The 25623-nt window shown below is 64.4% G+C and carries 24 protein-coding genes; 7 read left to right on the forward strand and 17 right to left on the reverse strand.

Going from position 1 to position 25623, the window contains the following annotated elements:
* Positions 1–38: 38 nt before the first annotated feature.
* The 8 genes from QXZ85_RS16180 to QXZ85_RS16215 all read right to left on the reverse strand — a co-directional run bounded on the left by QXZ85_RS16180 (position 39) and on the right by QXZ85_RS16215 (position 8914).
* Positions 39–770 carry an amino acid ABC transporter ATP-binding protein gene (locus QXZ85_RS16180; protein ID WP_315706598.1) on the reverse strand — a complete coding sequence of 244 codons (732 nt, stop codon included), beginning with the start codon at positions 768–770 and terminating at the stop codon, positions 39–41.
* Between the two features lie 208 nt (positions 771–978).
* Entirely contained in the window at positions 979–1671 is a 693-nt protein-coding gene (locus QXZ85_RS16185; protein WP_315706597.1) for an amino acid ABC transporter permease, read from the reverse strand.
* On the reverse strand, positions 1672–2403 hold the full coding sequence (locus QXZ85_RS16190) for an amino acid ABC transporter permease (protein ID WP_315706596.1): 732 nt from the start codon (positions 2401–2403) through the stop codon (positions 1672–1674).
* Positions 2404–2621: 218 nt separating this feature from the next.
* Positions 2622–3539 (reverse strand): amino acid ABC transporter substrate-binding protein, encoded by a 918-nt coding sequence (locus tag QXZ85_RS16195; protein WP_315706595.1) that lies wholly within the window; start codon positions 3537–3539, stop codon positions 2622–2624.
* 95 nt (positions 3540–3634) lie between these two features.
* Positions 3635–4915 (reverse strand): MFS transporter, encoded by a 1281-nt coding sequence (locus QXZ85_RS16200; RefSeq protein ID WP_315729675.1) that lies wholly within the window; start codon positions 4913–4915, stop codon positions 3635–3637.
* 28 nt (positions 4916–4943) lie between these two features.
* Positions 4944–6326 carry a M20 family metallopeptidase gene (locus QXZ85_RS16205; RefSeq protein ID WP_315764652.1) on the reverse strand — a complete coding sequence of 461 codons (1383 nt, stop codon included), beginning with the start codon at positions 6324–6326 and terminating at the stop codon, positions 4944–4946.
* 837 nt (positions 6327–7163) lie between these two features.
* The gene (locus QXZ85_RS16210) at positions 7164–7643 is read right to left on the reverse strand and encodes a GFA family protein (RefSeq protein ID WP_315706592.1); all 480 of its coding nucleotides are present in this window, start codon (positions 7641–7643) and stop codon (positions 7164–7166) included.
* A gap of 146 nt (positions 7644–7789) precedes the next feature.
* Positions 7790–8914, reverse strand: a complete 1125-nt coding sequence (locus QXZ85_RS16215; protein WP_315706591.1) for an alkene reductase — start codon at positions 8912–8914, stop codon at positions 7790–7792.
* Positions 8915–9051: 137 nt separating this feature from the next.
* Between QXZ85_RS16215 and QXZ85_RS16220 the strand changes: the two genes are divergently transcribed.
* Positions 9052–9426, forward strand: coding sequence for a LysR family transcriptional regulator (locus QXZ85_RS16220; protein ID WP_315706696.1), 375 nt, complete (start codon positions 9052–9054; stop codon positions 9424–9426).
* 178 nt (positions 9427–9604) lie between these two features.
* On the opposite strand, the gene QXZ85_RS16225 is transcribed toward QXZ85_RS16220, so the two are convergent.
* Complete coding sequence (locus QXZ85_RS16225) at positions 9605–11101, reverse strand: aldehyde dehydrogenase family protein (RefSeq protein WP_315706590.1); 1497 nt, start codon at positions 11099–11101, stop codon at positions 9605–9607.
* A gap of 225 nt (positions 11102–11326) precedes the next feature.
* On the opposite strand from QXZ85_RS16225, the gene QXZ85_RS16230 reads away from it, so the two are divergent.
* Positions 11327–12178 carry an SDR family NAD(P)-dependent oxidoreductase gene (locus QXZ85_RS16230; RefSeq protein WP_316174446.1) on the forward strand — a complete coding sequence of 284 codons (852 nt, stop codon included), beginning with the start codon at positions 11327–11329 and terminating at the stop codon, positions 12176–12178.
* Positions 12179–12225: 47 nt separating this feature from the next.
* Here QXZ85_RS16230 and QXZ85_RS16235 read toward each other — a convergent pair whose 3' ends face one another.
* From QXZ85_RS16235 to QXZ85_RS16255, 5 genes are all read right to left on the reverse strand, one after another.
* Complete coding sequence (locus QXZ85_RS16235) at positions 12226–12603, reverse strand: hypothetical protein (protein WP_315706588.1); 378 nt, start codon at positions 12601–12603, stop codon at positions 12226–12228.
* 160 nt (positions 12604–12763) lie between these two features.
* The gene (locus QXZ85_RS16240) at positions 12764–13963 is read right to left on the reverse strand and encodes a hypothetical protein (protein ID WP_316174448.1); all 1200 of its coding nucleotides are present in this window, start codon (positions 13961–13963) and stop codon (positions 12764–12766) included.
* Positions 13960–14964 (reverse strand): hypothetical protein, encoded by a 1005-nt coding sequence (locus tag QXZ85_RS16245; protein ID WP_316174449.1) that lies wholly within the window; start codon positions 14962–14964, stop codon positions 13960–13962. Before QXZ85_RS16245 ends, QXZ85_RS16240 begins: the two co-directional genes overlap by 4 nt.
* A 240-nt stretch (positions 14965–15204) precedes the next feature.
* Positions 15205–15480 carry a YiaA/YiaB family inner membrane protein gene (locus tag QXZ85_RS16250; RefSeq protein WP_315706585.1) on the reverse strand — a complete coding sequence of 92 codons (276 nt, stop codon included), beginning with the start codon at positions 15478–15480 and terminating at the stop codon, positions 15205–15207.
* A 49-nt stretch (positions 15481–15529) separates the two neighbouring features.
* The gene (locus tag QXZ85_RS16255; protein ID WP_315706584.1) at positions 15530–16219 is read right to left on the reverse strand and encodes a PspA/IM30 family protein; all 690 of its coding nucleotides are present in this window, start codon (positions 16217–16219) and stop codon (positions 15530–15532) included.
* Between the two features lie 102 nt (positions 16220–16321).
* Between QXZ85_RS16255 and QXZ85_RS16260 the strand changes: the two genes are divergently transcribed.
* The 3 genes from QXZ85_RS16260 to QXZ85_RS16270 all read left to right on the forward strand — a co-directional run bounded on the left by QXZ85_RS16260 (position 16322) and on the right by QXZ85_RS16270 (position 17940).
* Positions 16322–16930: a TetR/AcrR family transcriptional regulator gene (locus QXZ85_RS16260; protein WP_315766666.1), complete on the forward strand. Its 609-nt coding sequence runs from the start codon at positions 16322–16324 to the stop codon at positions 16928–16930.
* Positions 16931–17079: 149 nt separating this feature from the next.
* On the forward strand, positions 17080–17565 hold the full coding sequence (locus QXZ85_RS16265; RefSeq protein WP_315706582.1) for a hypothetical protein: 486 nt from the start codon (positions 17080–17082) through the stop codon (positions 17563–17565).
* Between the two features lie 102 nt (positions 17566–17667).
* The gene (locus QXZ85_RS16270) at positions 17668–17940 is read left to right on the forward strand and encodes a hypothetical protein (protein ID WP_315727578.1); all 273 of its coding nucleotides are present in this window, start codon (positions 17668–17670) and stop codon (positions 17938–17940) included.
* 13 nt (positions 17941–17953) lie between these two features.
* On the opposite strand, the gene QXZ85_RS16275 is transcribed toward QXZ85_RS16270, so the two are convergent.
* The 3 genes from QXZ85_RS16275 to QXZ85_RS16285 form a co-directional block, all read right to left on the reverse strand.
* The gene (locus tag QXZ85_RS16275; protein WP_315766664.1) at positions 17954–19441 is read right to left on the reverse strand and encodes an MFS transporter; all 1488 of its coding nucleotides are present in this window, start codon (positions 19439–19441) and stop codon (positions 17954–17956) included.
* Between the two features lie 83 nt (positions 19442–19524).
* A complete protein-coding gene (locus QXZ85_RS16280; protein ID WP_316174451.1) occupies positions 19525–21270 on the reverse strand; it encodes an amidohydrolase in 1746 nt (581 codons plus the stop codon).
* A 130-nt stretch (positions 21271–21400) separates the two neighbouring features.
* Positions 21401–22897 carry an amidase gene (locus tag QXZ85_RS16285; protein WP_315706578.1) on the reverse strand — a complete coding sequence of 499 codons (1497 nt, stop codon included), beginning with the start codon at positions 22895–22897 and terminating at the stop codon, positions 21401–21403.
* A 431-nt stretch (positions 22898–23328) separates the two neighbouring features.
* Here QXZ85_RS16285 and QXZ85_RS16290 point away from each other — a divergent pair, with 431 nt between their 5' ends.
* Positions 23329–23619: a GlsB/YeaQ/YmgE family stress response membrane protein gene (locus QXZ85_RS16290; RefSeq protein WP_315706577.1), complete on the forward strand. Its 291-nt coding sequence runs from the start codon at positions 23329–23331 to the stop codon at positions 23617–23619.
* Between the two features lie 343 nt (positions 23620–23962).
* A complete protein-coding gene (locus tag QXZ85_RS16295) occupies positions 23963–25597 on the forward strand; it encodes an ABC transporter substrate-binding protein (protein WP_315706576.1) in 1635 nt (544 codons plus the stop codon).
* Positions 25598–25623 lie beyond the last annotated feature (26 nt).

Genomic DNA, 25623 nt, shown 5'->3' on the forward strand with positions numbered 1-25623 from the left:
CTCGCTCGCGCCGCGAGCGCCCCGGAATGACGTGCCTGTCAATGCGACAAGATCTTCGACAGGAATTTTTGCGCCCGCTCGCTGCGCGGTTTGCCGAAGAAATCCTCTTTCTGCGCGTCCTCGACGATCTCGCCCTGGTCCATGAATATCACGCGGTTGGCGACCTTGCGGGCAAAACCCATCTCATGGGTGACCACCATCATGGTCATACCTTCGCGGGCGAGGTCGACCATCACGTCCAAGACCTCGCTGATCATCTCCGGATCGAGCGCCGAGGTCGGCTCGTCGAACAGCATCGCGATCGGGTCCATCGCAAGCGCGCGCGCGATGGCGACGCGCTGCTGCTGGCCGCCCGACAGCTGCGCCGGGAACTTCTGCGCATGCTCCTTCAAGCCCACGCGCTCCAGCAGCTTCATCGCCTTGGCTGCCGCCGCCTCATGACCGCGCCCCAGCACCTTCTCCTGCGCAAGGCACAAATTATCGATGATCTTCAGGTGCGGAAACAGCTCGAAGTGCTGGAACACCATGCCGACCCGCGCGCGCAGCTTCGGCAGATTGGTCTTGGGATCATTGACCCTGATGCCATCGACCGTGATCTCGCCGTCCTGGAACGGCTCCAGCGCGTTGACGCATTTGATCAGGGTCGACTTGCCCGAGCCCGACGGGCCACAGACCACCACGACCTCGCCCTTGGCGACGGAGGTGGTGCAGTCCTTGAGAACCTGGAAGGCCGGGCTGTACCATTTGTTGACGTGGCTGATCTCGATCATGGAACGTTCGTCGCCTGCTTCAACGAAGACGGTGCGCTCCCTCTCCCGTTGGAAGAGAGGTGGGGTGAGTGGTTCGGGTCTATCCGGGGAGCGTATCCCCTCACCCGGATCGCTGCGGGGCGATGCGCCGCATCGCCAGCGGCGATCCGACCTCTCCCCATGGGAGAGGTGAACGACCGCGTGTGTAACTGCTTGCTCATTCCGGCAACTACCTGATGATGGCGATGCGCGACTGCAGGCGGCGGACGCCGAAGGACGCGACACAAGAGATGGTGAAATAGACCAGGGCTGCGAACAGATACATCTCGACCAGCCGGCCGTCGCGCTGCGCGACCTTGGAGGCGGCACCGAGAAAATCCGGGATCGACAACACGTAGACCAGCGAGGTGTCCTGGAACAGCACGATGGTCTGGGTCAGCAGCACCGGCAGCATGTTGCGGAACGCCTGCGGCAGCACGACGTAGCGCATGGTCTGGCTGTAGGTCAGGCCGAGCGCCGAGGCCGCCGCCGGCTGTCCACGCGAGATCGACTGGATGCCGGCGCGCATGATTTCGGAGAAATAGGCCGCCTCGAACAGGATGAAGGTGATCAGCGACGAGGCGAAGGCGCCGACCTTGATCGGCTTGGAGGCGCCGGTCAGCCACTGCCCGATATAGGGGACCAGGAAGTAGAACCAGAAGATCACGAGGACCAGCGGCAGCGAACGCATGAAGTCGACGTAGAGCCCCGCCAGCCAACCGAGCATCCGGTAGCTGGAGAGCCGCATCAGCGCAATCAGCGTGCCGAAGACCAGCCCGCCGGCCGCCGAGAGCGCGGTCAGCGTCAGCGTGAAGGTCATGCCGTCGACGAAGAGATAAGCGAGCGAGCGGCGGATGACGTCGAAATCGAAATTGGCGAACATCTATTTCCCCGTGATGTAGCCGGGGATCGCGACGCTGCGCTCGATCAGGCGCATCGCGACGACGACGACGATATTGATGGCAAGGTACATCAGGGTCGCGGCGGTGAACGCCTCGAACACCTGAAACGAAAACTCCTGCATCGACCGCGCAGCTCCGGTCAATTCGATCAGGCCGATGGTGATCGCCACCGCGCTGTTCTTGACCGTGTTGAGAAATTCCGAGGTCAATGGCGGCAGGATGATGCGAAACGCCATCGGCAACAACACGTAGCGATAGGCCTGCGTGGTCGTCAGGCCAAGCGCGGTCGCTGCCATCTTCTGCCCGCGCGGCAGCGAGCCGATGCCGGCCGCGAGCTGCACGGCGACGCGCGCCGACATGAACAGGCCGATGCCGACCGCCGCCGTATAGAACGCCGCGTTCGGCAGCTGCTTCAGCCACAGGCCGGCCGCCTGCGGCAGCAGCTCCGGCAGCACGAAGAACCAGAGGAAGAGCTGCACCAGCAGCGGCATGTTGCGGAAGAATTCGACATAGAGGAAGCCGAACCAGCCGGCCGTCTTCGACGGCAGGGTGCGCAAGACGCCGACGATCGAGCCGCAGACCAGCGCAATCGCCCACGCCAGCAGCGAGGTCCAGATCGTCAGCTTCAACCCCGACAACAGCATGTCGAGATAGGTCCCGGCCCCGGTCGGGTCGGGCTCAAAGAAGATATGCCAGTTCCAGTGATAGTTCACGAGAAAGTCCTGAGAGGGATGACCTGAGCTACATCTTCGATTCGAGAGCTTCGGAAGCTGCCGTTGCGCATGCGGTATGCCCCCTCCCCCCTTGCGGGGGAGGGTTGGGGTGGGGGGTAGCCCCAAGCAAGACTGCCGTTGGAGACCCCACCCCCAACCCCTCCCCGCAAGGGGGAGGGGAGCGCACCGACTTCGTGGCGACAAGCCCACGCAACGAATTACTTCACCTTGTACGAATCCGGATCCGGCGAGTCCGACGGCTTGGCGAATTCAGCCTTCAGCTCCGGCGAGATCGGCGTGTTCAGGCTCAATCCCTTCGGCGGGATCTTCTGCATGAACCACTTGTCGTAGAGCTTGGCGCCCTCACCGCTGGTGTAGATCGCAGCCGTCGCCGCATCGACCACCTTCTTGAACTGCGGATCGTCCTTGCGCAGCATGATGCCGTAAGGTTCCGGCTTGGAGAACGCGTCCGTCGAGATCGCATAGAGGCTCGGGTCCTTCGAGCCGGCCACGAGGCTTGCCAGCAGGATGTCGTCCATCACGAAGGCGACGGCGCGATCGGTCTCCACCATCAGGAAGGCCTCGGCGTGGTCCTTGGCCGGAATGATGGTGACGCCGAGATTGCGCGCGGCGTTCGCCTCGGTGAGCTGCTTGATGTTGGTGGTGCCGGCGGTCGACACCACGGTCTTGCCCTTCAGATCGTCGATCGACTTCAGGTTGCTCGACTTCTTGAAAACGTAGCGGCTCGCGGTCAGGAAGTGGGTGTTGGTGAAGGCGATCTGCTTCTGCCGCTCGGCATTGTTGGTGGTCGAGCCGCATTCGAGATCGATGGTGCCGTTGGCGAGCAGCGGAATGCGCGTCGACGACGTCACCGGATTGAGCTTGACCTCAAGCTTGTCGAGCTTCAGCTCCTTCTTGACGGCATCGACGATGCCGTAGCACAGGTCCATCGCGAAACCGACCGGCTTCTGATTGTCATCGAGATAGGAAAAGGGAATCGAGGAATCGCGGTAGCCGAGCGTGATCGCCCCGGTCTCCTTGATGCTCTTCAAGGTGCCCGTCAGCTCCTCGGCTTGCAGCCCGCTCGCGCATAGTGCGGCTGCAAAGGCAAAGCTCAAAACTCGTAACTGCTTCATTCGTCGTCTCCTCAGTCCGCCCAGCGCGGGGGATTCAAAGTCGGATGCTTGCATAAATCAGGCCGAAATCAAAATGGCCCCGCCCTCCTCCACAATCAGGCAGTGGCACCAAGCTTACGGATGGTAAACAGCGATGCCAGGCTGAGCAGCGCTATTAGGCTTAAGTAGTAACCCGGCGCCATGTCGCCGATGAAGGCGACAGTGCCGAGCGCCGTCATGATCGCCGGCCCCATGCCACCGAAGATCGTGACTCCGATGTTGTAGCCGAGACCAAGCCCGGTAGCCCGGGTCTCGGCGGGCAACAGCTCTGCCATCAAGGCCGCGAGCGGACCATAATAGAGTGCCTTCAATGTCGCGACGACGAAGACCGCAGCGATGATCACGGCCGGCGTCGGGTAATTGGTCAGGACGTAGAAGGCCGGGTAGATCGTGATCAGCAGCAGCAGATTGACCGTGATCATGTGGGTGGTGCGGCCGATGCGGTCGGAAATCGCGCCCGCGACCGGCGTCAGCACCATGACCGCGAGGCTGCCGACCAGCGAGGCTGTGAAACCGACGGAAGCCGACAGGTTCAGCGTCTTCACCACGTAGGTCGGAATGTAGACGATCAGATAGTTGATCGCGGTGGACACCGCGAGCGCACCGATGCCGAGCAGCACCGCAAGCTTCTGGCGCAGGAACACGTCCTTGACCGGAGAACCATCCTTGCCGGCCGGCGGCGCACCGGCGTCTTCCATGTTGTTGCGGATATAGAGGCCGACCGGCCCGATCAGCACGCCGAAAAAGAACGGCAGACGCCAGCCCCAGGCCTGCAGGTCGGCAGGACTCATCGCTGAAGTCAGCAACGCGCCGAAGCCGGCGCCGAGCACGGCGCTCAAGCCTTGGCTGGCGAACTGCCAGCTGGCGATGAAGCCGCGCCGCTCCGGCATGTGCTCGACCAGAAACGCGGTCGAGCTGCCGAACTCGCCGCCGGCGGAAAAGCCCTGCACCAGGCGCGCCAGGATGACGAGCAGCGGCGCCAGCACACCGATGGTCTGATAGGTCGGCATCACCGCCACCGCGAGCGTCCCGAAGGTCATCATCACGATCGAGACCAGGAGCGACACCTTGCGGCCGTGGCGGTCCGCATAAGCGCCGAGCACGATGCCGCCGATCGGACGGATCAGATAAGACAGACCGAAGGTGCCGAAGGTCAGGAGCAAAGACGTGGTCGCGTCGTTGCTCGGGAAGAACGCCTTGGAGATGTAGACCGCGAAGAAGCCGTAGACGGCGATATCGAACCATTCCAGCGCATTGCCGACAGACGTCGCGATCACCTGCCTGGCAAAGCTCTTCTTGCGCTTGAGCTCCGAGGAAAGCGGGGCTGCGAGGGTCATCTGAGGTCCTTTATCGCTCGGCGTTTGGTCACAATGGCTTCTGCAGTTCGCCGAGATCCCAGAACAGGCCGGCCATGATGCCGAGCGCCTCTTCGGTAACGTCGAGCAGGATGTGCTCGTCCGGCGCATGCTGCGAGCAGCCGGGATAGGAGTGCGGCAGCCACATGGTCGGCATCTTCAGGATGTCAGCGAACACGTCGTTCGGCAGCGAGCCGCCGAAATTCGGCAGCACCGCGGGCGCCTTCCCGCTCGTCATCTTGACCGACTCCGCCGCCCATTTGATCCAGGGGCTGTCGAGATCGGCCCGCGAGGCCATGAAGCTTTGCGTGGTCGACACCTCGATCATCGGAAAGCCGTGCGCGACCAGATGCGCGCGGATCACCTCCGCAATGGTGTCGACCTTGGTGCCGACCACGAAGCGGAGCTGCAGCACGGCGCGGGCGCGGCCGGGAATCGCATTCGCGGGCTTGTCGATATTGCCGGAGGAGATCGCCAGCACCTCCAGCGTATTCCAGGCATAGAGCCGCTCGGCCGGCGACAGCCCATCCTCACCCCAGTTCTCCGACAGCTGCGGCTCGTCCGCGGTGGGCTCGACCTTGACGTCGGCCAGCGCGGCGCGGATCGCATTGGTCAGGCGCGGCGGCTTCAAGGCGTCCAGCTTGATGCGGCCCTGCCCGTCGACCAGCGTCGCAATCGCGTTCGCAAGGATGGTGGCGGGATTGGCCAGCACGCCGCCCCAATTGCCGGAGTGATTGCCGCCCTCGCGCAGGTTCACATCGAGATGGATGCGGACACCGCCGCGGCAACCGAGGAAGATGGTCGGACGCTCCGCCGACAGCCGCGGCCCATCGGAGCCGACGAACAGATCGGCCTTCAATTCGTCGCGCAGGAGATCGCAGACCTTGCCGAGATCCGGTGAGCCGGTCTCTTCCCCCATTTCGATGATGAACTTGGCATTGAAGCCGAGCTTGCCGCCGCGCGTTTCCTTGACCGCGCGAAGCGCCGCGATATTGATGCTGTGCTGGCCCTTGTTATCGGCGGTGCCGCGGCCATAGGCGCGGTTGCCGACTGTCGTGATCTTCCAGGGATCGAGCCCGTCGCGCCACTCGCCGACCATGCCGTCGACGGTATCGCCATGGCCGTAGCTCAGCACCGTCGGCGCGGTAACGCTCTCGTGATAACTGGCGATCAGGAACGGCGACCGGCCGCTCGGGGACTCCACGATGCGGGAGGTGAAGCCGAGCGCAGCCAGCGACGGAGTCAGCTCATCCTTCAGATAAGAGTAGAGCTCACCCTTGCGCTCGGCATTGAGGCTCTCGGTCCGATACGCCACCCGGCGGTCGAGTTCGGCAAGGAATTCGCCGGTCTTCAGATACTGGCGAGCACGGGTGATTGCATCATTCCTGGTCATGGCGCTTTTCCGGTCACGAATGGACGGCGCGTCTTATCGGGATCGTGACGGGAGCGGAAGAGACTCACGGTGGATTCTGTGGGGCCGAAGGTGGAATCCCGGATTTTGGAACTGCGCTGCGATTGCCTGAACGCGCGAACCATCATGTGCCGTCGTCTCCGCTATCATCACCCGCGAAAGCGGATGATCCAGTATTCCAGAGACGGCAGTGTTCTCCCGATACGCATCGGCGTACTGGATGCCCCGCATGCGCGGGGCATGACGACTGGATATGCATCATCATCCTCGCCACACGGTTCGTGCCCGAGCTTTGCCAATTCGTCGCCCTCCCGAGAGAGAGGGCGCAGGGAAGGCCAGGCGTCGGCTGACGCCTGCGGCCCGCCTGCGAAAAAAATGCAGGCGGCAGGTACCACAGGTGCAGCCGGAACGACCCGGCCTTCCCTGCGCGATGGTCTTCACGTTTATACGCAGTCTCCCTGGTGCGCCGGGCTTTCTGGCCACCATTGCCGCGCGAAGCGAAGCTTCGTCGCGACGGGACACCAGCATCGGGGTGTCAGGACGCTGCGATTTCACGTCCGCAAGAACATCGTTCGTCCGCATGCCAAAGAACATGCTGCGACATCCTGCGGCCATCGCATCTCGATCCAACGTTTCGTGACGATCGCGAAGCGCCCCTCATCGGGCCGAGATGCGGTGAAATGTGCCGGTGATTTGCCCGACACGGCAAGGCCGAGCAGCTGCGGCAGATTGGCACGACGGGCAGATCGGGCATGGCTTGCATGCACCGAATGCCCGCCGGGCAAGCCTGCGAGGACACTGGATCGCTCCAGGCGACGATCAGAACATGCCCTCGCGATCGGAGCGTTTCTTTCTCTTCGATCGCTGCCAGACCACGCCCGGAAACCCCTTCAGCGGGACCAGCGGCGCGCCGGTATAAGCCCAATCCGGCGCCTCCTCGATCGCGATGTGATAGAGCGGCTCGCGACCGGTACGCGAGGTGAACAGCGCGCGCGGGATGTTGATCATGTGCGACGAACGCGCGCGCTCGTAAAACAGCGGCGAGCCGCAACCGCTGCAGAAGCTGCGCGCGGTCTTGGTCGCTTCATCCTCGTAGCGCGAGATCGCATCCGCGCCTGCCGTGATGCGGAAGCGCTTGCGCCAGCTGCCGACATAGGTCGCATAGGCCGCGCCATGGGCGCGGCGGCTCGCCGACGAATGGTCATGCCAGGCCCAGCGCGCCGGCACGTCGATTTCGAACGTGACGCGACCGCAGAGGCAGTGGCCGGAGGCGATTCCAGCGGAAGGGGATTTGGGCATGGGCTGCAAATCCATCTACAGCGTCATTCCGGGACATCGCGCAGCGATGGGCCCGGAATCCATAGCCACGATCGCGAGTATGGATTCCGGGCTCGCTCGCTTTGCGAACGCCCCGGAATGACGGAATTGAACTTGACGTGACGTCCTCACGCCTCCGCCATCGCGTCATACGCCGGATAATCCGTGTAGCCCTTCACATCGCCGCCATAGAAAGTCGGGCGGTGATAGGGCGTGAGCGGGAAGCCGTGGGCGAGACGGCGCGGCAGATCCGGGTTGGAAATGAAAGTGCGACCGAAAGCGATGGCATCGGCATGCCCTTCCGCGATCGCGGCATTGGCGGTGTCGCCGACGAAGCCGCCGGCCGCGATCAGGACGCCCTTCCAGATCGGCCGGAACAGCACCATGGCCGACGGTACGTTCTGCCAGTTCACGTCGGCCCGTCCGGCGCCGGAGGAACGCGGCTCCAGCAGATGCAAATAGGCAAGCCCGAGCGGATTGAGCGCCTCGACGACGTGGGTGTAGAGCGGCATCGGATCCGGCTCGCCGGACCCGTTGGCAATGCCATAGGGCGATAGCCGCACCCCGACGCGGTCGGCGCCGTAGACCTCGATCGCGGCCTGCGTGGCCTCAAGCAGGAAACGCGCGCGGTTCTCGATGGAGCCGCCGTAGCGATCGGTGCGCTGATTGCTGCGCGACTGCAGGAACTGCTCGATCAAGTAACCATTGGCACCGTGGATCTCGACGCCGTCGAACCCGGACTCCCTGGCGTTGCGCGCCGCCTGCCCATAGGCTGCGACGATGCCAACGATTTCGTCGGTCTCGAGCGCGCGCGGGGTCTCATAAGGAACGACCCTGCCGTCGGATGTCATCGCCTTGAGGTCGTCGCCGATCGCAATCGCCGACGGCGCGACCGGCAGCACGCCGCCGGGCTGGAATGACGAATGCGAGACGCGCCCGACGTGCCAGAGCTGCAGGAAGATGATGCCGCCCTTGGCGTGCACGGCATCGACCACCCGCTTCCAGCCCGCGATCTGCGCCTCGCTATAGATGCCCGGCACGTTCGGATTGCCGAAGCCGGTCGGCAGCACCGGCGAAGCCTCGGCGATGATGAGGCCGCCCGGAGTGGCACGCTGCGCGTAGTATTCGGCATTCAGCGCGCGCGGCGCGAGCGTCCCCGGCTCGGCGCGCATCCGCGTCAGCGGCGCCATGACCACACGGTGCTTCAGTTCATAAGGCCCAACCTTCAGCGGCGAAAACAGCGCAGGCAGCATCACTCCCCCAATTGTGTCGTTGATCCGGATTGTCCTCATCTTGTTCGCAAACGAGTGGAGTGGCAATGTCCCGGCGTCACCTCACCACGTCAGCCACCTGGCGTGTCTGGCGCGGGACACTGGAAAGCATCGCCGCCATGCCGAAAACGAGCGCCCTTCCCTCTCTCAGCCTGCGCATCGACCTTGAGTCCGGAGACCGGATCGGACCGGGCAAGATCGCGCTCTTGGAGAATATCGGCCGGCACGGCTCGATCTCGGCCGCGGGCCGCGCCATGGACATGTCGTACAAGCGCGCCTGGGATCTCGTCGACGAGATCAACCGCGTCTGTCGCCAGCCGGTGGTCGAACGACAGGCCGGCGGCAAGAACGGCGGCGGCGCGGCGCTGACCCCGTTCGGGGAAACGCTGGTCGCGCGTTATCGCCGAATCGAACGCGAGGCGGCGAGCGCGGTGAAAAAGGAGCTCACCGCCTTGCGCAACGATATCGCGAAGCCGAAGAAGGGCGCGAAGTAGTTCGGTTGTGACGAATGTGCATTGAAGCCGCGGGGGCGGTGCGCTCCCCTCCCCCTTGCGGGGAGGGGTCGGGGGTGGCGGTCAACAAAGGCAGTCTTTCCTGCGTACCCCCCTCCCCCGCAAGGGGGGAGGGCGCGCACCACCGATGCCTTGAGAGCTTCACCAAATCTCGTCAGGCTCAAGCCGTCTTCACCCACACCGCCTTGACGTTGAGATATTCCTCGACGTGCTGCTTGCCTGACTCGCGGCCATAGCCGCTCATCTTGTAGCCGCCGAACGGCACCGCCGGATCCATCGCCTGATAGCAGTTGACCCAGACCGAGCCGGCGCGCAACGCCCTGGCGAGCTGGTGCGCCTTGCTGACATTGCTCGTCCACACCCCGGAGCCGAGGCCGAACATGGTGGCATTGGCACGCTTGATCAGGTCATCCATATCCTCGAACCGGATCGCGGAGATCACCGGGCCGAAGATCTCCTCCTGCGCGATGCGCATGGAGTCGGCGACATTGGCGAACACGGTCGGCTGCACGAAATAGCCCTTGGCGAGCGCCCCCTCGGTGAGACGTCCGCCGCCGGCGAGCGCACGCGCGCCCTCCTTCTGGCCGATCGCCAGATAATCCGAGACGCGGTCATATTGCTGCTGCGACACCAGCGGGCCGACCTGCACGTTCGGATCGAGGCCGTTGCCGACCTTGAGCTGCCTGCCATATTCGGCGACGCGGCCGACGAACTCGTCGTAGACCTTGCTCTCGACGAACAGCCGCGTGCCGGCGCTGCAGATCTGTCCGGAATTGGCGAACACCGCCATCGCCGCACCCGGCACCGCCGCATCGAGATCGGCATCCGCGAACACGATGTCCGGCGACTTGCCGCCGAGCTCGAGCGAGACGCGCTTGAGGTTGCCGGCCGAGGCGCGGATGATCGATTGGCCCGTGACGTGCGAGCCGGTGAAGGCGACCTTGTCGACATCCGGATGCGAGGCGAGCGCCGCGCCCGCCGTCTCGCCATAGCCCGGCACAACGTTGACCACTCCTGCGGGAATGCCGGCCTCCAGGCACAATTCGGCAAGCCGCAGCGAGGTCAGCGGCGCCTCCTCCGCCGGCTTCAGCACGACGGTGCAGCCGGTCGCGATCGCCGGCCCGATCTTCCAGATCGTCGCCGTCAGCGGCCCGTTCCAGGGAATGATGGCGCCGACCACGCCGACCGGCTCCTTCAGCGTGTAGGAGAAGATCTCGCCGGGCAGCGAGTTCTCGATGGTCTCGCCGTGGATCGCGGTGGCCTGGCCGGCGTAGTAACGCAACATGCCGAGCGCGCGGCCGCGATAGGCGCGGGTGCGGCTGAGCGGCGCGCCCATGTCGACGGTATCGAGCGCGGAGAGCTCGTCGAAATGCTTCTCCACGAGGTCGGCGAGCTTGAGCAGCAGCATCTGCCGCTCATAGGGCCTGACCTTGCTCCAGGGGCCCTCGAAGGCGCGGCGCGCCGCGGCGACCGCACGGTTGATGTCCTCGGCATCGCCCTCCGCCACGGTGGCCAGCAATTCGCCGGTCGCCGGATTGCGCGTCTCGAAGCGCTTGCCCGAGGCGGCATCGATCCACTGCCCGTCGATCAGCATCTTCTTGTAGGACCCGTCGGCGAAAGGATGGCGCGCGAGCGAAATGGCTTCGGTCACAGCCATGGTGTTTCTCCCTCGATCTCTGGTGGTTGCGATTTGCTGGAGCTCGGATTGCGGCAAAGCGCAATGCCGTTATGTCCGAAAATCTACAGCGAAGCCAACTCGCGGTAAAGTGAAGGCCGCGTTGCGTCCGCGAAGACCACCCATGCCGACAGCGTGGATGATGACGCCATGGCTGTGGCATAAGTCGAGCCCAGCATCACGATCGCAACCGCCGGGAGATCCACCGTGCCCCATCCTGCCCTGTCGCCCGATCACACTGCCGTCATCACCGGCGGCGCCTCCGGCATCGGCCTTGCCGCCGCAATGCGGCTCGCCGGCCTCGGCATGAAGGTCTGCATCGCCGATGTCGATGACAAGCGCCTCGAACAGGCCGCCACAAGACTGTCATCGATTGCAAAGCACGGGGCGGCCGCGGTGATGACGGCAAACGTCGACGTCAGCCGGCGCGAGAGCGTGGTCGAACTGGAGGAAGCGGTCCGGACGCGCTTCGGCGGCACCGACCTGCTCTTGAACAATGCCGGCATCCAGCCCGGCAGCAAGATGTTCGGCCCGCTCGACAACTGGCAGCGCATTCTCGGCGTCAACCTCTGGGGCATCATCAACGGCTCGCAGGTGTTCGCGCCCGGGATGATCGCGCGCGGCAAGCCGGCTCTCATCATCAACACCGGCTCCAAACAAGGCATCACCACGCCGCCGGGCGATCCCGCCTACAACGTCTCCAAGGCCGGCGTGAAGGCCTTTACCGAGGCTCTGCAGCACGAACTGCGCAACACGCCCGGTTGCCAGGTGTCGGCGCATCTGTTCATTCCGGGCTTCGTGTTCACGCCGCTGACCGCCAACGGCCGCATCGAGAAGCCGGCTGCCGCCTGGACGCCGGAACAGACGGTCGATTTCATGCTGGAGCGTGTCAACGCCGGCGACTTCTACATCCTTTGTCCCGATAACGACGTGCCGCGCGCGCTCGACGAGCGGCGCATCCTGTGGGCGGCCGGCGACATCGTCGAGAACCGCCCTCCTCTGTCGCGCTGGCACCCGGACTATGCGGATGCGTTCGCGGCGTTCGTGAGAGGGAAGTAGTCCATCCGTCGTCGCGACGAGCGCAACTTCCGGCGGAGCGAGCAGGATCAATTCGCTCGGATTGCGACCGGCTCCGGCTGCGCGACCAGCGCCTCGCCGAGTTCGCATTGCTGATCCCGTGGCATCGAGAAGCAGACCGAAAAACCATCGACGGTGCGGAAGGTCAGCATGCGCTGGGTCGGATCGGACGACTGCTCGACCGCCCATGACGCCAGCGGATAGGCATAGCGCAGCGACGCGTCGCCGAACCGCGTCTGCAGCGCCTTGTCGATCAGCCCAGGCAAGGTCATCGCCAGCGCGCCGACTTGGTTGAGCGACAATTTCAGCCTCGCCTCCTGCCCCTGCGCATCAAGGAATCCGAGAGAAATGGCGCCGCCGTCCTCGGACACAGTGCAGCAGGTCAGGGACTTGGGCTCGATCTCCATCGAGGTTCGTCTCCGGTCTCGTTATATATATAGAACTATATCGAAGCTTGGCCGCAAGTCCAGCCATCATAGTAGCAAATGCGGGATCGCCGCGGCGCCGGGCGAAAGCGATTCTAAATTGGAACGCTTCGCGCGTTTGGGATTGATGCGGACATCGCGCTCACGTCCGGTCCGGCGTCAGCACCAGCAATTGCCGCACCAGGGCCAGCGCGGTCTCGGTCGCGGGATCGGCCGAGATCACGGGCACCGCGAGCACGATCAGGTCGACCGGCTGGTGCGACAGGACGATGATGTGGGTGGCGCCTTCGGCCAGCATGAGCGCGACCAGGCGCTCGACCGCCGCATCGGTCGACGATAGGCCCCATGGCGCGTCGGCACGCCGCAGCACGCGGTGGCACGCGAGCAGGTCACGCAACAGCTGCGGATCATAGGCCGCGAGCTCCGCCTCGCGATGGCGGCGCGCAGTCTCGAATACCGGCTGCCGCGCCAGCTCGCTGATCAGCTCGTCGCGCGTACGCGCGCTCGAAGCCCCGATCGAAGCGAGCACGCCCGGCTCGCGCGCCTCCAGCAGCGCCCGCAACGCGTCCGTCATCAGACCGATGGTCAGCACCCCGGCCATCGCCACCGCGCCAAGGCGGACGATCTGCGCCGCATCGACATCGGGCCAAACGCAGGCCGCCGCAATGCCGAGCAAGGCGGAGGCGACGAGCCGCAGCGCGGTGAGCCAGAGGCCCTGCCGCTGCGTCTCGGCGCTGGAGCCCGCGAGCAGGATCGCGGTGACGACGAGCAGCGCACCGAGCGCGCCGAGCCGCACCGGCATATCAGGCGCCAGCGCCTTGAAATCGGTCACGATGAAGGGGATCACCAGCAGCGCACCAACCGCGACGCGATCGATGGCGCGATTTTCCGCGGCGAGCAGCGTGCTCCGGTCGCGCGTGAGCAGGAGAAGCGCGCAGACCGCAAAACTTGCGAGCTGGAAGGCGGACAGCACGAGCGTGTAGACGGTCTCGATCCCGGCAGGCGCGACCGCTCCTACAAGACCCATGAGGATGCCACCGAACAGCGCCAGCGCCTTCAAGGCGCGATGCGCGTGCCGCCGCAACAGGCCCTCCGTGACTAGCAGCGCGCCAAGCGGGATCAATGCGGCAGGAATGACCGAAATGCGATCGAGCGCCGCGTTGCCGCTCCACCAGGCCACCCCGCGCAACAGGAACAGAACTGCGACGATGCCGAGAACGAACACGAGCCGTGCGGTCAGCGCGCCGCGCGGATCACGCCGATACAGCATCGCGCCGGCAATGGTCAGCCCGATGCCGCCACACAGATTGACGATGGAATCGGCGACGAGGCCCGGCGTCATGCCGCCCCCTTGACCGCCCGCACTCGCGGCCGCAGGCTGCCGAAAGTCCTGGTGTCGTCGAACCAGTGAAGGAGCGGCAGGATCAGCCGCTGCAGCGCCAGCACGGCGGAGGTTGCAAGCAGGGCCGGCAACGAGCCCGACGGCAGCTCGCGCAACAGATAACGGCGCGCGGCCGCCAGATCGATGCGGCCGAGCTGCAGCAGGTCGTCCCCTCTGACATAATCGAGCTCGCGGGCGCAGAAGTCGTTGTAGATCTGATCGCGATGCCTGGGCGCGACCTCGAAGGTCTTCTTCAGCGCGTCGGATCCGCCGGTATAGGCATTGGTGATGACGAAGCGTGCCTCGTCGAAGCCGGCGTCCTCGCCGACACCGAACACGGCGCGATGCGCCTGCATGATGCCGCGCGCGAGCTGCAGATGGATGAAGCTCGACCGCGCCCCCTGTTGCGGAGTGGGAAATACGTCGGAGAAGGTCTCGCAGACCATGCCGACCACGGCCGGCACCTGCGTCACGTTGGAGATCCATTTCGGACGCAGGCCGTCGCGGATGAAGAGCAGCAGCGTCGTCAGGCCGTAGAGCACGCCCGACAGGCCCCGGCCGCGGACATCAGGATCGACCATCACGAGGCCGAGATGGATCACCTGCTGCGGCTCGCCGTCCCGCACGACCTCCATCACCGAGAGCGCATTGAATGCGATCGGCCGGCCGCCGGCCTCTTCCGACACCAGGGTCACGATCGCGCGCGATAAAGTCCCGCGATCGCCGGAGAAGATGCCGTAGGTGAGGCTGCCTTCCGGCATCGTCTTCGCGGCGACCGTCCTGAGATCGGAAACGAGTGCCGCAAGCGCGGCCTCGTCGAGTGTCCGGCCCGGGCTTTCGATGATCCGCGTGCGCAGGCCGGCATGGGTGCGCAGGGTGAGATTCATATCCTCCTGCGCCAGCGCCTTCAGCCAGAAGACAGTGTAGTCATAGCCCCTGCGCAGCACCGTCCAGATCCTCATGCCGCGCGCGCTCCGTCCAAGAATCCCTAGAAGACCATGATGCAGCGGTTAGGACCCATCCGCCAGGCTTCCTGCTTTGCCGCAACCCATGCACCACCCCGCATGAAGACGCCACAGACGCGTCGACGCGCTGCCTGTCACAGTAAACGCAGATTGAACAAAAAGTCGGGCAACACGAAAGACGGTGGGCGCTGCCGCGGCCACCGCCTCTCTGGTCCATGGAGGAAGTCAGACCGTCTTCTACGCCGCCTTGGAGACCTCCATCAGCAGGCGCTCGGCTTTGGCATCCTCGATGCGGTTCACGAGCCTGCTGCTCTCGTGGTTGTCGCGGACGGTCTTGGTCAGGGTCACGCAGGTCTGCACCAGCATCACGATGCCCATCGTCAGGTAGCCTTTCATCCAGAGATCGATCGGCAGGAAGAAGATGCCGAGCGCGACGAGGAAGGCGGAAGCGGCGAAAGAGCCGTAGGTGAAGGTGACCCAGGCACCGGTGTGGGGTTGAGCATTCTGATTCATGGTCGTCTCCTGTTGAGATTGGGTGGCGGTTGATCGGATATGAATGGGGTCAGGCGGCGCGCTTCGCCTTCAGCCGGGCCAGCACGTCGTCGGCGGTGCTCTTGATGCGCGGGCCAAAACCCTGCGCCGCGAGCTTTTCGGCGACGCTGAGCGGGGCTGTGGCCGCATCGAGCTCCATCAGCGCCTCGTCGGCCGCCTGCACTTCCAGCTGCCGTTCGCGCAACCGCTTCAAGGTCGCTTCCGCTTCCGGCAAGGTGCATTCATAAGGCCGCGCCGCCTCGATGCCGCCACGGCGTAGCGCGCGAACGGCTTCAGCAGCGCGCGCGATGCGCCGGCCGCGATCGAGCTCATTGATCCGCGCTTCGGCATTCGCCACATGGCGCTTCAGCCGCACCGTCTCAGCCGCGAACAGCGCCCGCGCCGTACTGGCCGCATCGCGCTCGGCCTCCAGATTGGCGATCGCCTGCGCCGCCTCGCGCGCGAGATCTTCGCGCCCGCCATCCAGTGCGGCGGTGGCCCGGATTTCGAGATCGGCGATCCGGCCCTGGACGGCCTCCAGCCGCCTGCCCTCCTGCTGGTCCTGCGCGATCGCGATCGCCAGCGCCCGCTTGCTGCGATCGAGGGCGGCGGCGGCATCGCGCATCTGCTGGTCCAGCAGCACGAGCGCAGTGCGGTCCTGCAGCTCGTCCTCCACCACAGCGGCGCTGCCGCGAAACAGTGTCAGAACGGTCTTGAACATTGTCGGCTCCCTGCTATGAGCATTGCTCATAGATTTGTTATAGAGAAAATATGAGCGGCGCTCAAGACATATTTTGAACGTCGCTCAAGAAAATGGTTAAGGATGTCCAAAACCTTGGAACGACGCGCAAAGCAGCGCGAGGCGCTGATCGATGCCGCAGAAAAAGCAATTGCTGCCAAAGGCTTGGCTGGCCTGAAAACCCGGGACCTGGCCCAGGAGATCGGCGTTGCCAATGGTGCCGTCTATAATCTCGTGGCCGATGTCGACGAACTCGTGCTCTTGGTGGGATCGCGCACCCTCGCCCGACTCGATGCCGAATTGGCCGCGGCGGACAGCGGCGGGCCGTCCGTCCCTGAAGCAGCCCTGGTCCGCATCGCGCTCGCCTATTGTGATTTCGCGGCCAAGAATCTCGAACTCTGGCGGGCCCTGTTCGAGCATCGGATGGCGCCGGACAAGCCGCTGCCCGATTGGGCGGTCAGCGAGCAGATGCATCTGTTTCGCCACATCCACCAGCCGCTCGCTGTTCTCTTCCCGCGCCGCTCGGCGGAGGAAAGCAGCATCACCGCGCGGAGCCTGTTCTCCGCGGTGCACGGCATGGTGGCGCTGGGGCTCGAACGGAAGCTGGTCGCCGTCCCGCTCGCCCTCCTGCGCCGGGAGATCACCACCATGGTGAAAGCGATGGTGACGGGCCTGGTGGCTGCGGCGGGATGAACCGTGCTGGGGATGGCCGGCTTATTGCATTCACGGAGAATTCACAGCGAAACCGTCAATGCATTTATGGTTGTCAGCGGCAACGGGGATTATGGAGCGCTGACCGGTCTGGAGGCTCCGCTCCAGTGAATCGGCAAGGAAGCATCACCATGAAACGATCGATCGTGACTGTCCTCATCTTCGCCGCAACGCTGCCGCCCTCGGCGGCGCTGGCCGCCGGTGCCAACACCGTCAATGGCGCGGCGGCCCTGGCGCTGGCCGGAGTCGTGGCGCCTTATTCTCCGCTGCTTCCGGCTGTCTACAAGAAGGCGGTGGCGGGCATCTTCGACGGCAATCCCGATGCCTCCTACAAGGACAAGATCACCGTTGCCGCCGACAAGATCGTCTGCCGCACCTCCAACGTCGACATCACGGCGCGGTCCTGCGAACTGACCTTCGGCAAGAGCACGGAGAAGTTGACCGGCCGCGCCGCCAACGAGATTTACGCAACCCTCGCCACGGCCGGCATTCCGTCCGACGGCGCGGCAGGCTCGGTGTTCGAAAGTCTCTCGAAGCTCGATTGCACGCTCGATCCGGCGGCCCTCAAGGACAAGGCCGGTGGCGGTGCCACCTGCAGTTACGGGCCGGCGGATTGATCCGGCCGCAACCTGATCGACTTTGCGGATCCCCGCTCGCGCTGACGTTTAAACGTGCGCGCATTTACCGGTCGGAAAGGCCTGTTGTCGTTCAATCGAACGATGGCACAGATACGCATGGAAGTTCGCGATATAAACGGCAGGCCGCTGCCGGACCATTGCGACGATTTTCTCGACCTTCGCCTTCCCGTCGATCATTCGCGCCTGGCGCAGAGCCTGCTGCGGATGATCCGCGACGATCACGGCCAGCTCTCGGCGCGAAGCGTCCATTTCTTCCGCGATGGCGAGGAGATCGGCTCCTGGTCGCTCGAGCGTGAGCGCGCGGAGATGGCCTTCACGGGACCGCGTGAACAGACGCCATCTGCCGCCGCGTGACGGTCGAACCTGTTCAAGCAGCCTTATTCGAAGCTGTTTGTTTCGTCCGCACCAGCAGAGCTGTGCCTAGCAGCAACGCGCTGGCGAGGAAGATGACCGCGACGAAGGCATGGTCGAAGGCAGCATGGGCGTTTGAGGTGACGAGCGCCGCCGCTTCGGCCGGCAGGCGCTCTGCCGCGATCAGGGCCTCGTCGATGCTGTCGCGCGCGGCGTCGGGGACGCCGAGCCCGTCCGGCAGCACCATGAAGGCGGTATAGACCCCGGACAGGATGCTGCCGAAGATACTGATGCCGATGGTGCCGCCGAGTTCGACCGAGACTTCCTCGATCGAGGCGGCCATGCCTTCGCGGCCCTCGGGCGCGTGATTCATGACCGCGTTGGACGCGGTCGCCATGGATGCCCCCAGTCCAAGGCCGTTGATTGCGAAGCAGATCAATTGCAGGACGAGATTTGCGTCGTAGCAGAGGAGATAGCCCGCTGCGCCGAGACCGCCGATCAGCAGCGCGCCCCCCATGGTGTTTGCCGCTCCCACGCGACGGAGCGCCAGGCTCGCCAGCGGTCCGCCGACGAACGCCGCCAGGGGGGCCGGCAGGATATATAGCGCCGCCTGCAGCGGCGAATATCCGAGCACAAGCTGCAGACGCTGGCTGATCGCCAGTTCGGGACCGGCGATGGCAAGCGCCGCGACGATCGCTGTCATCACGCCGAGCGTGAATTCGCGGTTGCTGAACAATGTGAAGTCGATGAGGGGCTCCTTGAGACCCAGTTGGCGGCGGATGAAGACCAACAACATGACGACCGTGCCGACTGCCGCGGCCGCCATGACGGCGTAAGGGGGACTGGCGCTCCCCAACTCCTCGACGACATAGGCGAAGCCGACCAGCCCGGCCATCGCCTGTAGCGAACCCACCAGGTCCCAGTTGCGGCCGGGGCGGTCGCCCGGCGCAGGAATGAGCAGCAGCGCGGCGGCGAGGGAAAGGACGACCAGGGGAACGTTGATCAGGAAGACCGATCCCCACCAGAAATATTCCAGCAGCACGCCGCCGACGAGCGGGCCGACGGCCGCGCCGCTCGACGCAACGGCTCCCCAGATGCCGATGGCAAGCGCCCGTTCGTGATCGTCGGTGAAGGTGACGCGAATGATCGACAGGGTCGCCGGCATCATCAGCGCCGCACCGATGGCGAGCAGAACCCGCCCGCCGATCAGAACCGCCGGCGTTGGCGAGTAGGCCGCCACGATGGACGCGATCCCGAACACCACAAGACCGCCGACGAATGTCCGTTTGTGGCCGAGGCGATCGCCGAGGGCGCCGAAGCCGGGAAGCAGACCGGCAACGACAAGGCCGTAAGCCATGACGATCCACAGCTTCTCCGACGCCGTCGCCGCAAGCTCACGGGTGAGGCTAGGCAGCGCCGTATACAGCACCGTCATGTCGATGACGATCAGAGCCAGCGCGCTGGATACGGTCAGCAGGATCAGCCAGCGATTACGTTTCGACATCAGTGCACCCGTCCGCGAACACCATCGATCCAAGCTCTGTTCCATCCGTGCGCGCTCGGCTCCAGCACGTTCACTGCTCCCGGTTAGATCCCGCTGCGGTGAGTCATCCGACCGTTCATCATTGTCAGCTGAATATTGACCTTGCCGATTTCGTGAGGCGCGACATCGAACAGGTTCTTCTCGAGCACGATCAGATCGGCCAGCTTGCCGACCTTGATGGAGCCGATCTTATCCTCCATGCGAAGCTGGTAGGCGCCGTTGAGGGTATAGCCTCGGATGAGTTCCGGCAGGCTCAGGCGTTCGGTCGCAGGCGGATGAACCAGGCCGTCGGGCTTGCCTGGCTCCTGACGCGTATGGCCGGCCTGCAACGCCTCGAGCGGCTTGATGACGACCTTGGAGCCGGTCGCCAGGGCATCCATTCCGAACGAAACCGTGACGCCTTCGTCGATGAACGTCTTGAAGGTGTACATGCGGCTCCAGCGCTCTTCGCCGTAGATCTCGCGGACGCGACGCTGGCTGATATCCGGCACGCCCCACTGGATCTGGGTATTCGCGATCACGCCAAGCTTTCTGAAACGCGGAATATCCGACGGCGCGGTGAGGAATGCGTGGCAGATGGTATGGCGGCGGTCGCCGGGCCCGTTCTTGCCAAACGCGGCTTCGTAGCCGTCGAGGCTCATTCGGACCGCGGCATCGCCCACGGCATGAAGGTGCGTATCGATCCCCTCCGCATGCGCCTGGCGCAGGATCCGGTTCAACACGGGCGAGGGCAATAACGGCTCGCCGCGCCGATCCGGCTGCCCGGCATAAGGCTCCAACAGATAGGCGGTACGGCTCAGCTCGGTGCCATCGACGATCAGCTTGAGCACGTCCGCCTTGACCAGCGGGGTGCGATAGCGCTTCCGATAGGCCCGAATGGTCGGCAACGGATCGACATTGGGATCATTGTGATAGAGGCTGCCAATCACGCGCTGCAACAACTTGCCGCGCTTCTCGAGGTCGACCAGCATGTCGAAACCGTGATGCTGCTCGGTCGGCCACGCGCTGAAGCCCGCATCGAAGAAGGTGGTGATGCCGGCAGCCGCGAGCTTGGGCTGCCATTCCTCGATCGCCGCGGCAGCCGACTTCAGGCCGAAGGGTTCGATGCCGTGCTTTTCGAGCGTCTGCAGCACCGCGAACAGCGCCGGCACTTCCGAGATGAAGCCGGTCGGCTCGCCATTGGGATCCTTTTCGTACCAGGAGGAGCCGGGCACGACATCGCGCGGGGTATCCTTCGTAATGCCGGCCATCTCCAGCAGCCTGGAATTGACCCAGTAGCTGTGCAGGTCGCAGCTCACGAGCAGTACGGGCCGGTCGGGGAAGATCGCGTCCAGCGCTTCCTTGCGAGGCCCTGAAGCAGGAAACGCGGCAGCGATCCATCCGAAGCCAAGGATGAACTTTTCGTCGGGATGCGTTTTCGCATAGTCGCGGAGGATGGCGTAGATGCGCTCCGGATCTTCCTCATTGACCCAGGCGCCGCGGGCGAACGCAAGCGTGCAAAGGTGCCAATGCGCCTCCACGAAACCCGGCATCAACATGCGTCCCTGGAGGTCGATGACCTCCGCCCCGCGTCCGGCAAACTTCATGGCCCCAGCATCATCGCCGACATAGGCGATCTTTTCTCCCTTGACGACGACAGCCTGCGCCCAGGGCTTGGACTCCTCCACCGTGTAGACGCGGCCACCGCGAAAGACGGTCGTACGGTTGGGGGCGGCCCAGGCTGGAGCCGAGGAAGAGGCCGCGAATGTTGCGGCCGCAGCAGCGGTCGCGACCATCTGCCGACGCGTCATTCCTCCGGCGTCCGACTTCGATGCCGCAAAAAGCGAACTGATGGTTGGACCGCATGCAATGCACATTGTTTTCCCCTTCAGGACGTCCGCAGCCCGGCAAGCTGCGTCGCTGCCGAATGTCTCCCCAGCATCAGGTGAAGCTCGGGAATCGGCCGCCAGCAAACAGGGCCGGCCGGAGTCGAGACCAGTTGGACGCGAACTGGAAAGTGTCGAGATCGGTGTAGGTCTGACCGATCACCTGCATGCCCGAGGGCATCCGATCCTCGACCACGCCAAGCGGGACATCGATGACCGGATAGCGGTTGAGGAGGTTCCAGTGCCAGGTCAGCGCGAAGCCCAGTCCGGTGCCCACCCACGGGTCCACCTTGTCCTCCTTGCTCTTGAACATGTCGGCGCGGACAAGCGGCGTCGCCATCGTCGGCATGAGCAAGACGCGGTAGCCTTTCCCGAACACGCGTTGTTGGACTTGCCGGTGCAGTTGGTCCAGCAGCTGTTCGGCTTCTTCGGCCTGGCGCGGTCCGACGGCTCCGATCTGGTCGAGCATCTCGGTCATATAGGGCGAGAGCTGATCTCGATGGGCATTCGAGATCTCGATCGCAGTGCCGATGGAGGTCGACATCAGCCCGCGAATGTAGACGAACTTCTGGGACTTCGAGAAGCCGCAATCGACCTCGTCCACGACGCAACCGGCCGCGCGCAAGCTCTCGATCCCCTTCAGCATCGCCGCCTTCACCGGCGGGATGACGTCGGCAATGGCGGCGCCCCAATCCACGGCGATGCGCCACCCCGAAAGGCGCGGGTAATGGGCGGGATAGTCCAGACGAGGCCGCATCGTCGCCATGCTCTTCTCGGAAGGCCCGACGATGGCGTTCTGGAAATGGACGATGTCGTCGAACCGCCTCGCGAGCGGGCCCGAGGTCGCGAAGGGGATTTCCCCACCCGCGACGCGCCCGAATGGCGGCCTGAAGCCATAGAGGCCGCATTGCGAGGCGGGAATCCGGATCGAGCCGCCCATATCCGAACCCATGGCGAGCGTCGCGAAACCTGCGGCCAGCGCCGCCGCCGATCCGGCGGACGACCCGCCCGGGGAGTATTCGAGATTCCACGGATTGCGTGTGGTGCCCCAGGCCCGGGTCGAAGCGCCGAGGAAGAGGTAGAACTCCGGCACCGTCGTCTGGAACGGCATCACGGCGCCGGCCGCCTCGAGCGCGTCGGTGATCGCCGAGCTTTCCGTTGCGGGCGGCGAGTCCTTGAGGAGGAGCGAGCCTTGCGTGATCCGCCAACCCGGCCTGCTGAATTCATCCTTGATGGCAACCGTGATTCCTTCCAGCGGCCTTGCGGTCCCGCGCCGATAGCGGTCTTCGGACTGTTTGGCCTCCTTGAGCGCCTGATCGAAGTGCTCATAGGTGATGCAATTGACCTTCGAATTAAGGGCCTCGATCCGCTTGATCTGCGCCTTCAAGAGATCGACCGGCGACGCCTTCCTGGCCCGGAACATGGCGATGAGATCGTCGACCGAGGCGTAGGAGAGCGGATCGTCGGCCTCGGCCCGCGCGGCCGCAAAGCCAAGCTCGGACGCAACCAACGCCGCGCCGGCGCCTTTGATGAGCGTTCGTCTATCGATCATATGCGCCTCCGCGCTTTCGTCCACGCGCCCTCGCGCATGACTGCGTTCGCGAAATTGAAGCTCACGGGGCATTCCAAACCTTTGCGGTAGATCAAGCGCCATCGCGGTCCGCGATGGAAATAGTTGCGATTGCCGACATGGCGGGAAACCAAGCTCTGTCAGGCGATGCCTGAGAGGATTACAATGAGCATTGCCGCAACCAGATCGGTCGCAAGATGCAAAAGGTTGCTTGTGCGAGTCGCACGGCCGCACCGCTCGCATTTGCATTTGCGGAAAATTGTCTTCGACCTGTTGCCGAGATCGTCGCTCGGTCGCCAGTGATGCGTCCGTAACTTTCCGGACAGGAGAGTAACGATGTGCTTCGTCCTAGATAGTGGCGGATTGAGCTGTCTGCTCGCGAGATCGGCGAGATCAATGATAGAGCAAGGGGGATGAGAATGTTTACGATCGCGCACGCAGCGACCTGGCTCGTGGTCGGGCTGATTGGCGGCAGCCTCGCCGGGATGCTGGTGAAAGGCCGCAAAGCCGGATTTGGCTTGCTTGCAAACATCGGGCTCGGATGCGCAGGAGCCGTCATCGGCGGCGCGTTGTTCGCATTGTTCGGGCTCTTCCCCAGCCTGGAGAGCATCGTCATTTCGCTGCGAGACGTCGTGGCAGCCTTCATCGGCTCGCTCGTCGTGCTGGCGGCAATCTGGCTGTGGCACGCGCGATCCGGCGCGTGAACTGCATCAGGGCACCTGAGTTCCAATATGACATGTGTTGGATTGGAACCGCGCGATTCGCACAACATCGCTGTACGGAGGCGGCCTCGTTTTCTTCGCGCACATGTCGCGAAGAACAAACTGCCGCCGCATTATGCCATATCATCTCGGCTCAAGATCGTCGGGATGATCGACTTCGACTCACGCGACGATACTCTCAAAAACACTTGACGATTAGTCGATGAGGCGCCGCGGCCTCGAGCAACCTTCACCGGCTGCGAGACCGCAATGCGCGACTGCGCAGCAATCCCGAAAAAAGATCCAACGACAACATGGGATGCGCGAGGCGAATTGGGGAGCCATCATGGGACGTCTGTCCGATCGGCGCGGCGAGAGCGAATATCCTAGATATGTGACTGATGGCGGCGACGACCCGGATTCGCTGCCGGAAATGTTCTGGCATGCCGAGCAGGACCGGATCAGGGCGCCTGATCGCTTTCCGAGGCTGGGCGTACAGGACGTTCCTCCGCCGCCCCGCGAGCGCAGATCATTCAACGTGCTTCTCCTGCTGGGTGCCGTGGTACTGGCCGCGGCAGCGGCCAGCTACGCCGCGCTGGTGCTGGTGCCGCGCTGGTCCGGCGCGCCTCTCAGCGATAGCCGCGCCGATGCGTCGGTGGGTCCGCCAACGACCGCAGCCGCGCCGCCGATTGCAACACCCGCCTTCGTTCCGAGCGTGACCTCGGCCAGTGCGGCCCCTGCCGCTGCGTCCGCTCCGCCAATCTCGGGCTCGCCGCTGCGCGAGGACGATCGCTTGGCGAGTCCCGAGACGCGGACCGCCAACGTTGCGCCGACCGCACGCGCCCTGCAGACGACGAGCGCGGTCCAGGGCGTCACCGACACCGAGATCCGCCTCGGCATGGCAGCGCCGTTCGGAGGGCCCGGCAGGGACATGGGCCGCGAGCTCAAGCTGGGTATCGAGACCGCGTTCAACCAGGTCAACGACAATGGCGGAGTCCACGGCCGGCAGCTCAAGCTGGTCACCGCCGACGACGGCTATGAGCCGACGCGAACGCTGGACGCGATGAAGCAGCTTTACGAGAAGGACAAGGTGTTCGGCTTCATCGAAAACTACGGCAGCCCGACCGCCCTGATCTCCGTCCCCTACGCGCTGGAGCACCATGCGCTCTATTTCGGCGCGTTCACCGGCGCGCCCTCGCTCCGGCATGATCCACCGGACCGTTACGTGTTCAACTTCCGCGCCGGTTATGCCGAGGAGGTCGATGCCATCATTCATTATCTGGTGAAGATCCGGCGTCTGCGTCCGGAGGAGATCGCAGTCCTCACTCAACAGGACGCCTATGGCGATGCAGGGTGGGACGGCGTGACCAAAGCCCTTCGCACCCTCCGCGGCGGCGATGCACCCGCCATCCTCCGCATGTACTACAATCGCAACACCGTCAACGTCGATGCAGCGGTGGCGCAACTGCGCCGGAAACCCGGGATCAAGGCAGTCGTGCTCGTGGCGACGTTTCGTCCGGCGGCGAAATTCATCGAGAAGACTCGCGAGCTTTATCCGGACATGATCTACGCGACGATCTCGGGTGTCGGCAGCACCGGCCTCGCCAATGAGCTGATGCTGCTCGGCCCGCGCTTCGCGGACGGCGTCATCTGCACCCAGGTCACGCCGCCGGTGGACAGCTATGCCTCGGTGGCGCTGAACTACAAGAAGGCGCTCGCCAAATACTTTCCCGGCGAGCAGCCGGATTACGCGTCACTGGAAGCCTACCTCACGGCCAACATCCTGATCGAAGGATTGCGGCGGGTCGGCCCGGCGTTCGACACCGAGGCGCTGGTGGACACGATGGAGAACATGCGCAACTACGAGCTCGGGCTCGGGCCGAAGGTGAATTTCGGGCCGTCCGACCACCAGGCGGTGCACAAGGTCTGGGGCACGCAGCTCGACAAGTCCGGGCAGTATCACGCCGTCGATCTGGAATAGGCTTGATCAGGCCGTGGCCTGACGCG

Origin of the sequence: Bradyrhizobium sp. SZCCHNGR1005 (assembly GCF_032489995.1) — a bacterium.
Classification (GTDB): domain Bacteria; phylum Pseudomonadota; class Alphaproteobacteria; order Rhizobiales; family Xanthobacteraceae; genus Bradyrhizobium.

What these genes read in the sequence shown, in the direction of transcription:
- QXZ85_RS16180 (WP_315706598.1), bottom strand. Translation starts at nt 770, where the DNA reads ATGATCGAGATCAGCCACGTCAACAAATGGTACAGCCCGGCCTTCCAG.
- QXZ85_RS16185 (WP_315706597.1), bottom strand. Translation starts at nt 1,671, where the DNA reads ATGTTCGCCAATTTCGATTTCGACGTCATCCGCCGCTCGCTCGCTTAT.
- QXZ85_RS16195 (WP_315706595.1), bottom strand. Translation starts at nt 3,539, where the DNA reads ATGAAGCAGTTACGAGTTTTGAGCTTTGCCTTTGCAGCCGCACTATGC.
- QXZ85_RS16200 (WP_315729675.1), bottom strand. Translation starts at nt 4,915, where the DNA reads ATGACCCTCGCAGCCCCGCTTTCCTCGGAGCTCAAGCGCAAGAAGAGC.
- QXZ85_RS16205 (WP_315764652.1), bottom strand. Translation starts at nt 6,326, where the DNA reads ATGACCAGGAATGATGCAATCACCCGTGCTCGCCAGTATCTGAAGACC.
- QXZ85_RS16210 (WP_315706592.1), bottom strand. Translation starts at nt 7,643, where the DNA reads ATGCCCAAATCCCCTTCCGCTGGAATCGCCTCCGGCCACTGCCTCTGC.
- QXZ85_RS16215 (WP_315706591.1), bottom strand. Translation starts at nt 8,914, where the DNA reads ATGCTGCCTGCGCTGTTTTCGCCGCTGAAGGTTGGGCCTTATGAACTG.
- QXZ85_RS16220 (WP_315706696.1), top strand. Translation starts at nt 9,052, where the DNA reads ATGCCGAAAACGAGCGCCCTTCCCTCTCTCAGCCTGCGCATCGACCTT.
- QXZ85_RS16225 (WP_315706590.1), bottom strand. Translation starts at nt 11,101, where the DNA reads ATGGCTGTGACCGAAGCCATTTCGCTCGCGCGCCATCCTTTCGCCGAC.
- QXZ85_RS16235 (WP_315706588.1), bottom strand. Translation starts at nt 12,603, where the DNA reads ATGGAGATCGAGCCCAAGTCCCTGACCTGCTGCACTGTGTCCGAGGAC.
- QXZ85_RS16240 (WP_316174448.1), bottom strand. Translation starts at nt 13,963, where the DNA reads ATGACGCCGGGCCTCGTCGCCGATTCCATCGTCAATCTGTGTGGCGGC.
- QXZ85_RS16245 (WP_316174449.1), bottom strand. Translation starts at nt 14,964, where the DNA reads ATGAGGATCTGGACGGTGCTGCGCAGGGGCTATGACTACACTGTCTTC.
- QXZ85_RS16250 (WP_315706585.1), bottom strand. Translation starts at nt 15,480, where the DNA reads ATGAATCAGAATGCTCAACCCCACACCGGTGCCTGGGTCACCTTCACC.
- QXZ85_RS16255 (WP_315706584.1), bottom strand. Translation starts at nt 16,219, where the DNA reads ATGTTCAAGACCGTTCTGACACTGTTTCGCGGCAGCGCCGCTGTGGTG.
- QXZ85_RS16260 (WP_315766666.1), top strand. Translation starts at nt 16,322, where the DNA reads ATGTCCAAAACCTTGGAACGACGCGCAAAGCAGCGCGAGGCGCTGATC.
- QXZ85_RS16265 (WP_315706582.1), top strand. Translation starts at nt 17,080, where the DNA reads ATGAAACGATCGATCGTGACTGTCCTCATCTTCGCCGCAACGCTGCCG.
- QXZ85_RS16270 (WP_315727578.1), top strand. Translation starts at nt 17,668, where the DNA reads ATGGCACAGATACGCATGGAAGTTCGCGATATAAACGGCAGGCCGCTG.
- QXZ85_RS16275 (WP_315766664.1), bottom strand. Translation starts at nt 19,441, where the DNA reads ATGTCGAAACGTAATCGCTGGCTGATCCTGCTGACCGTATCCAGCGCG.
- QXZ85_RS16280 (WP_316174451.1), bottom strand. Translation starts at nt 21,270, where the DNA reads ATGACGCGTCGGCAGATGGTCGCGACCGCTGCTGCGGCCGCAACATTC.
- QXZ85_RS16285 (WP_315706578.1), bottom strand. Translation starts at nt 22,897, where the DNA reads ATGATCGATAGACGAACGCTCATCAAAGGCGCCGGCGCGGCGTTGGTT.
- QXZ85_RS16290 (WP_315706577.1), top strand. Translation starts at nt 23,329, where the DNA reads ATGAGAATGTTTACGATCGCGCACGCAGCGACCTGGCTCGTGGTCGGG.
- QXZ85_RS16295 (WP_315706576.1), top strand. Translation starts at nt 23,963, where the DNA reads ATGGGACGTCTGTCCGATCGGCGCGGCGAGAGCGAATATCCTAGATAT.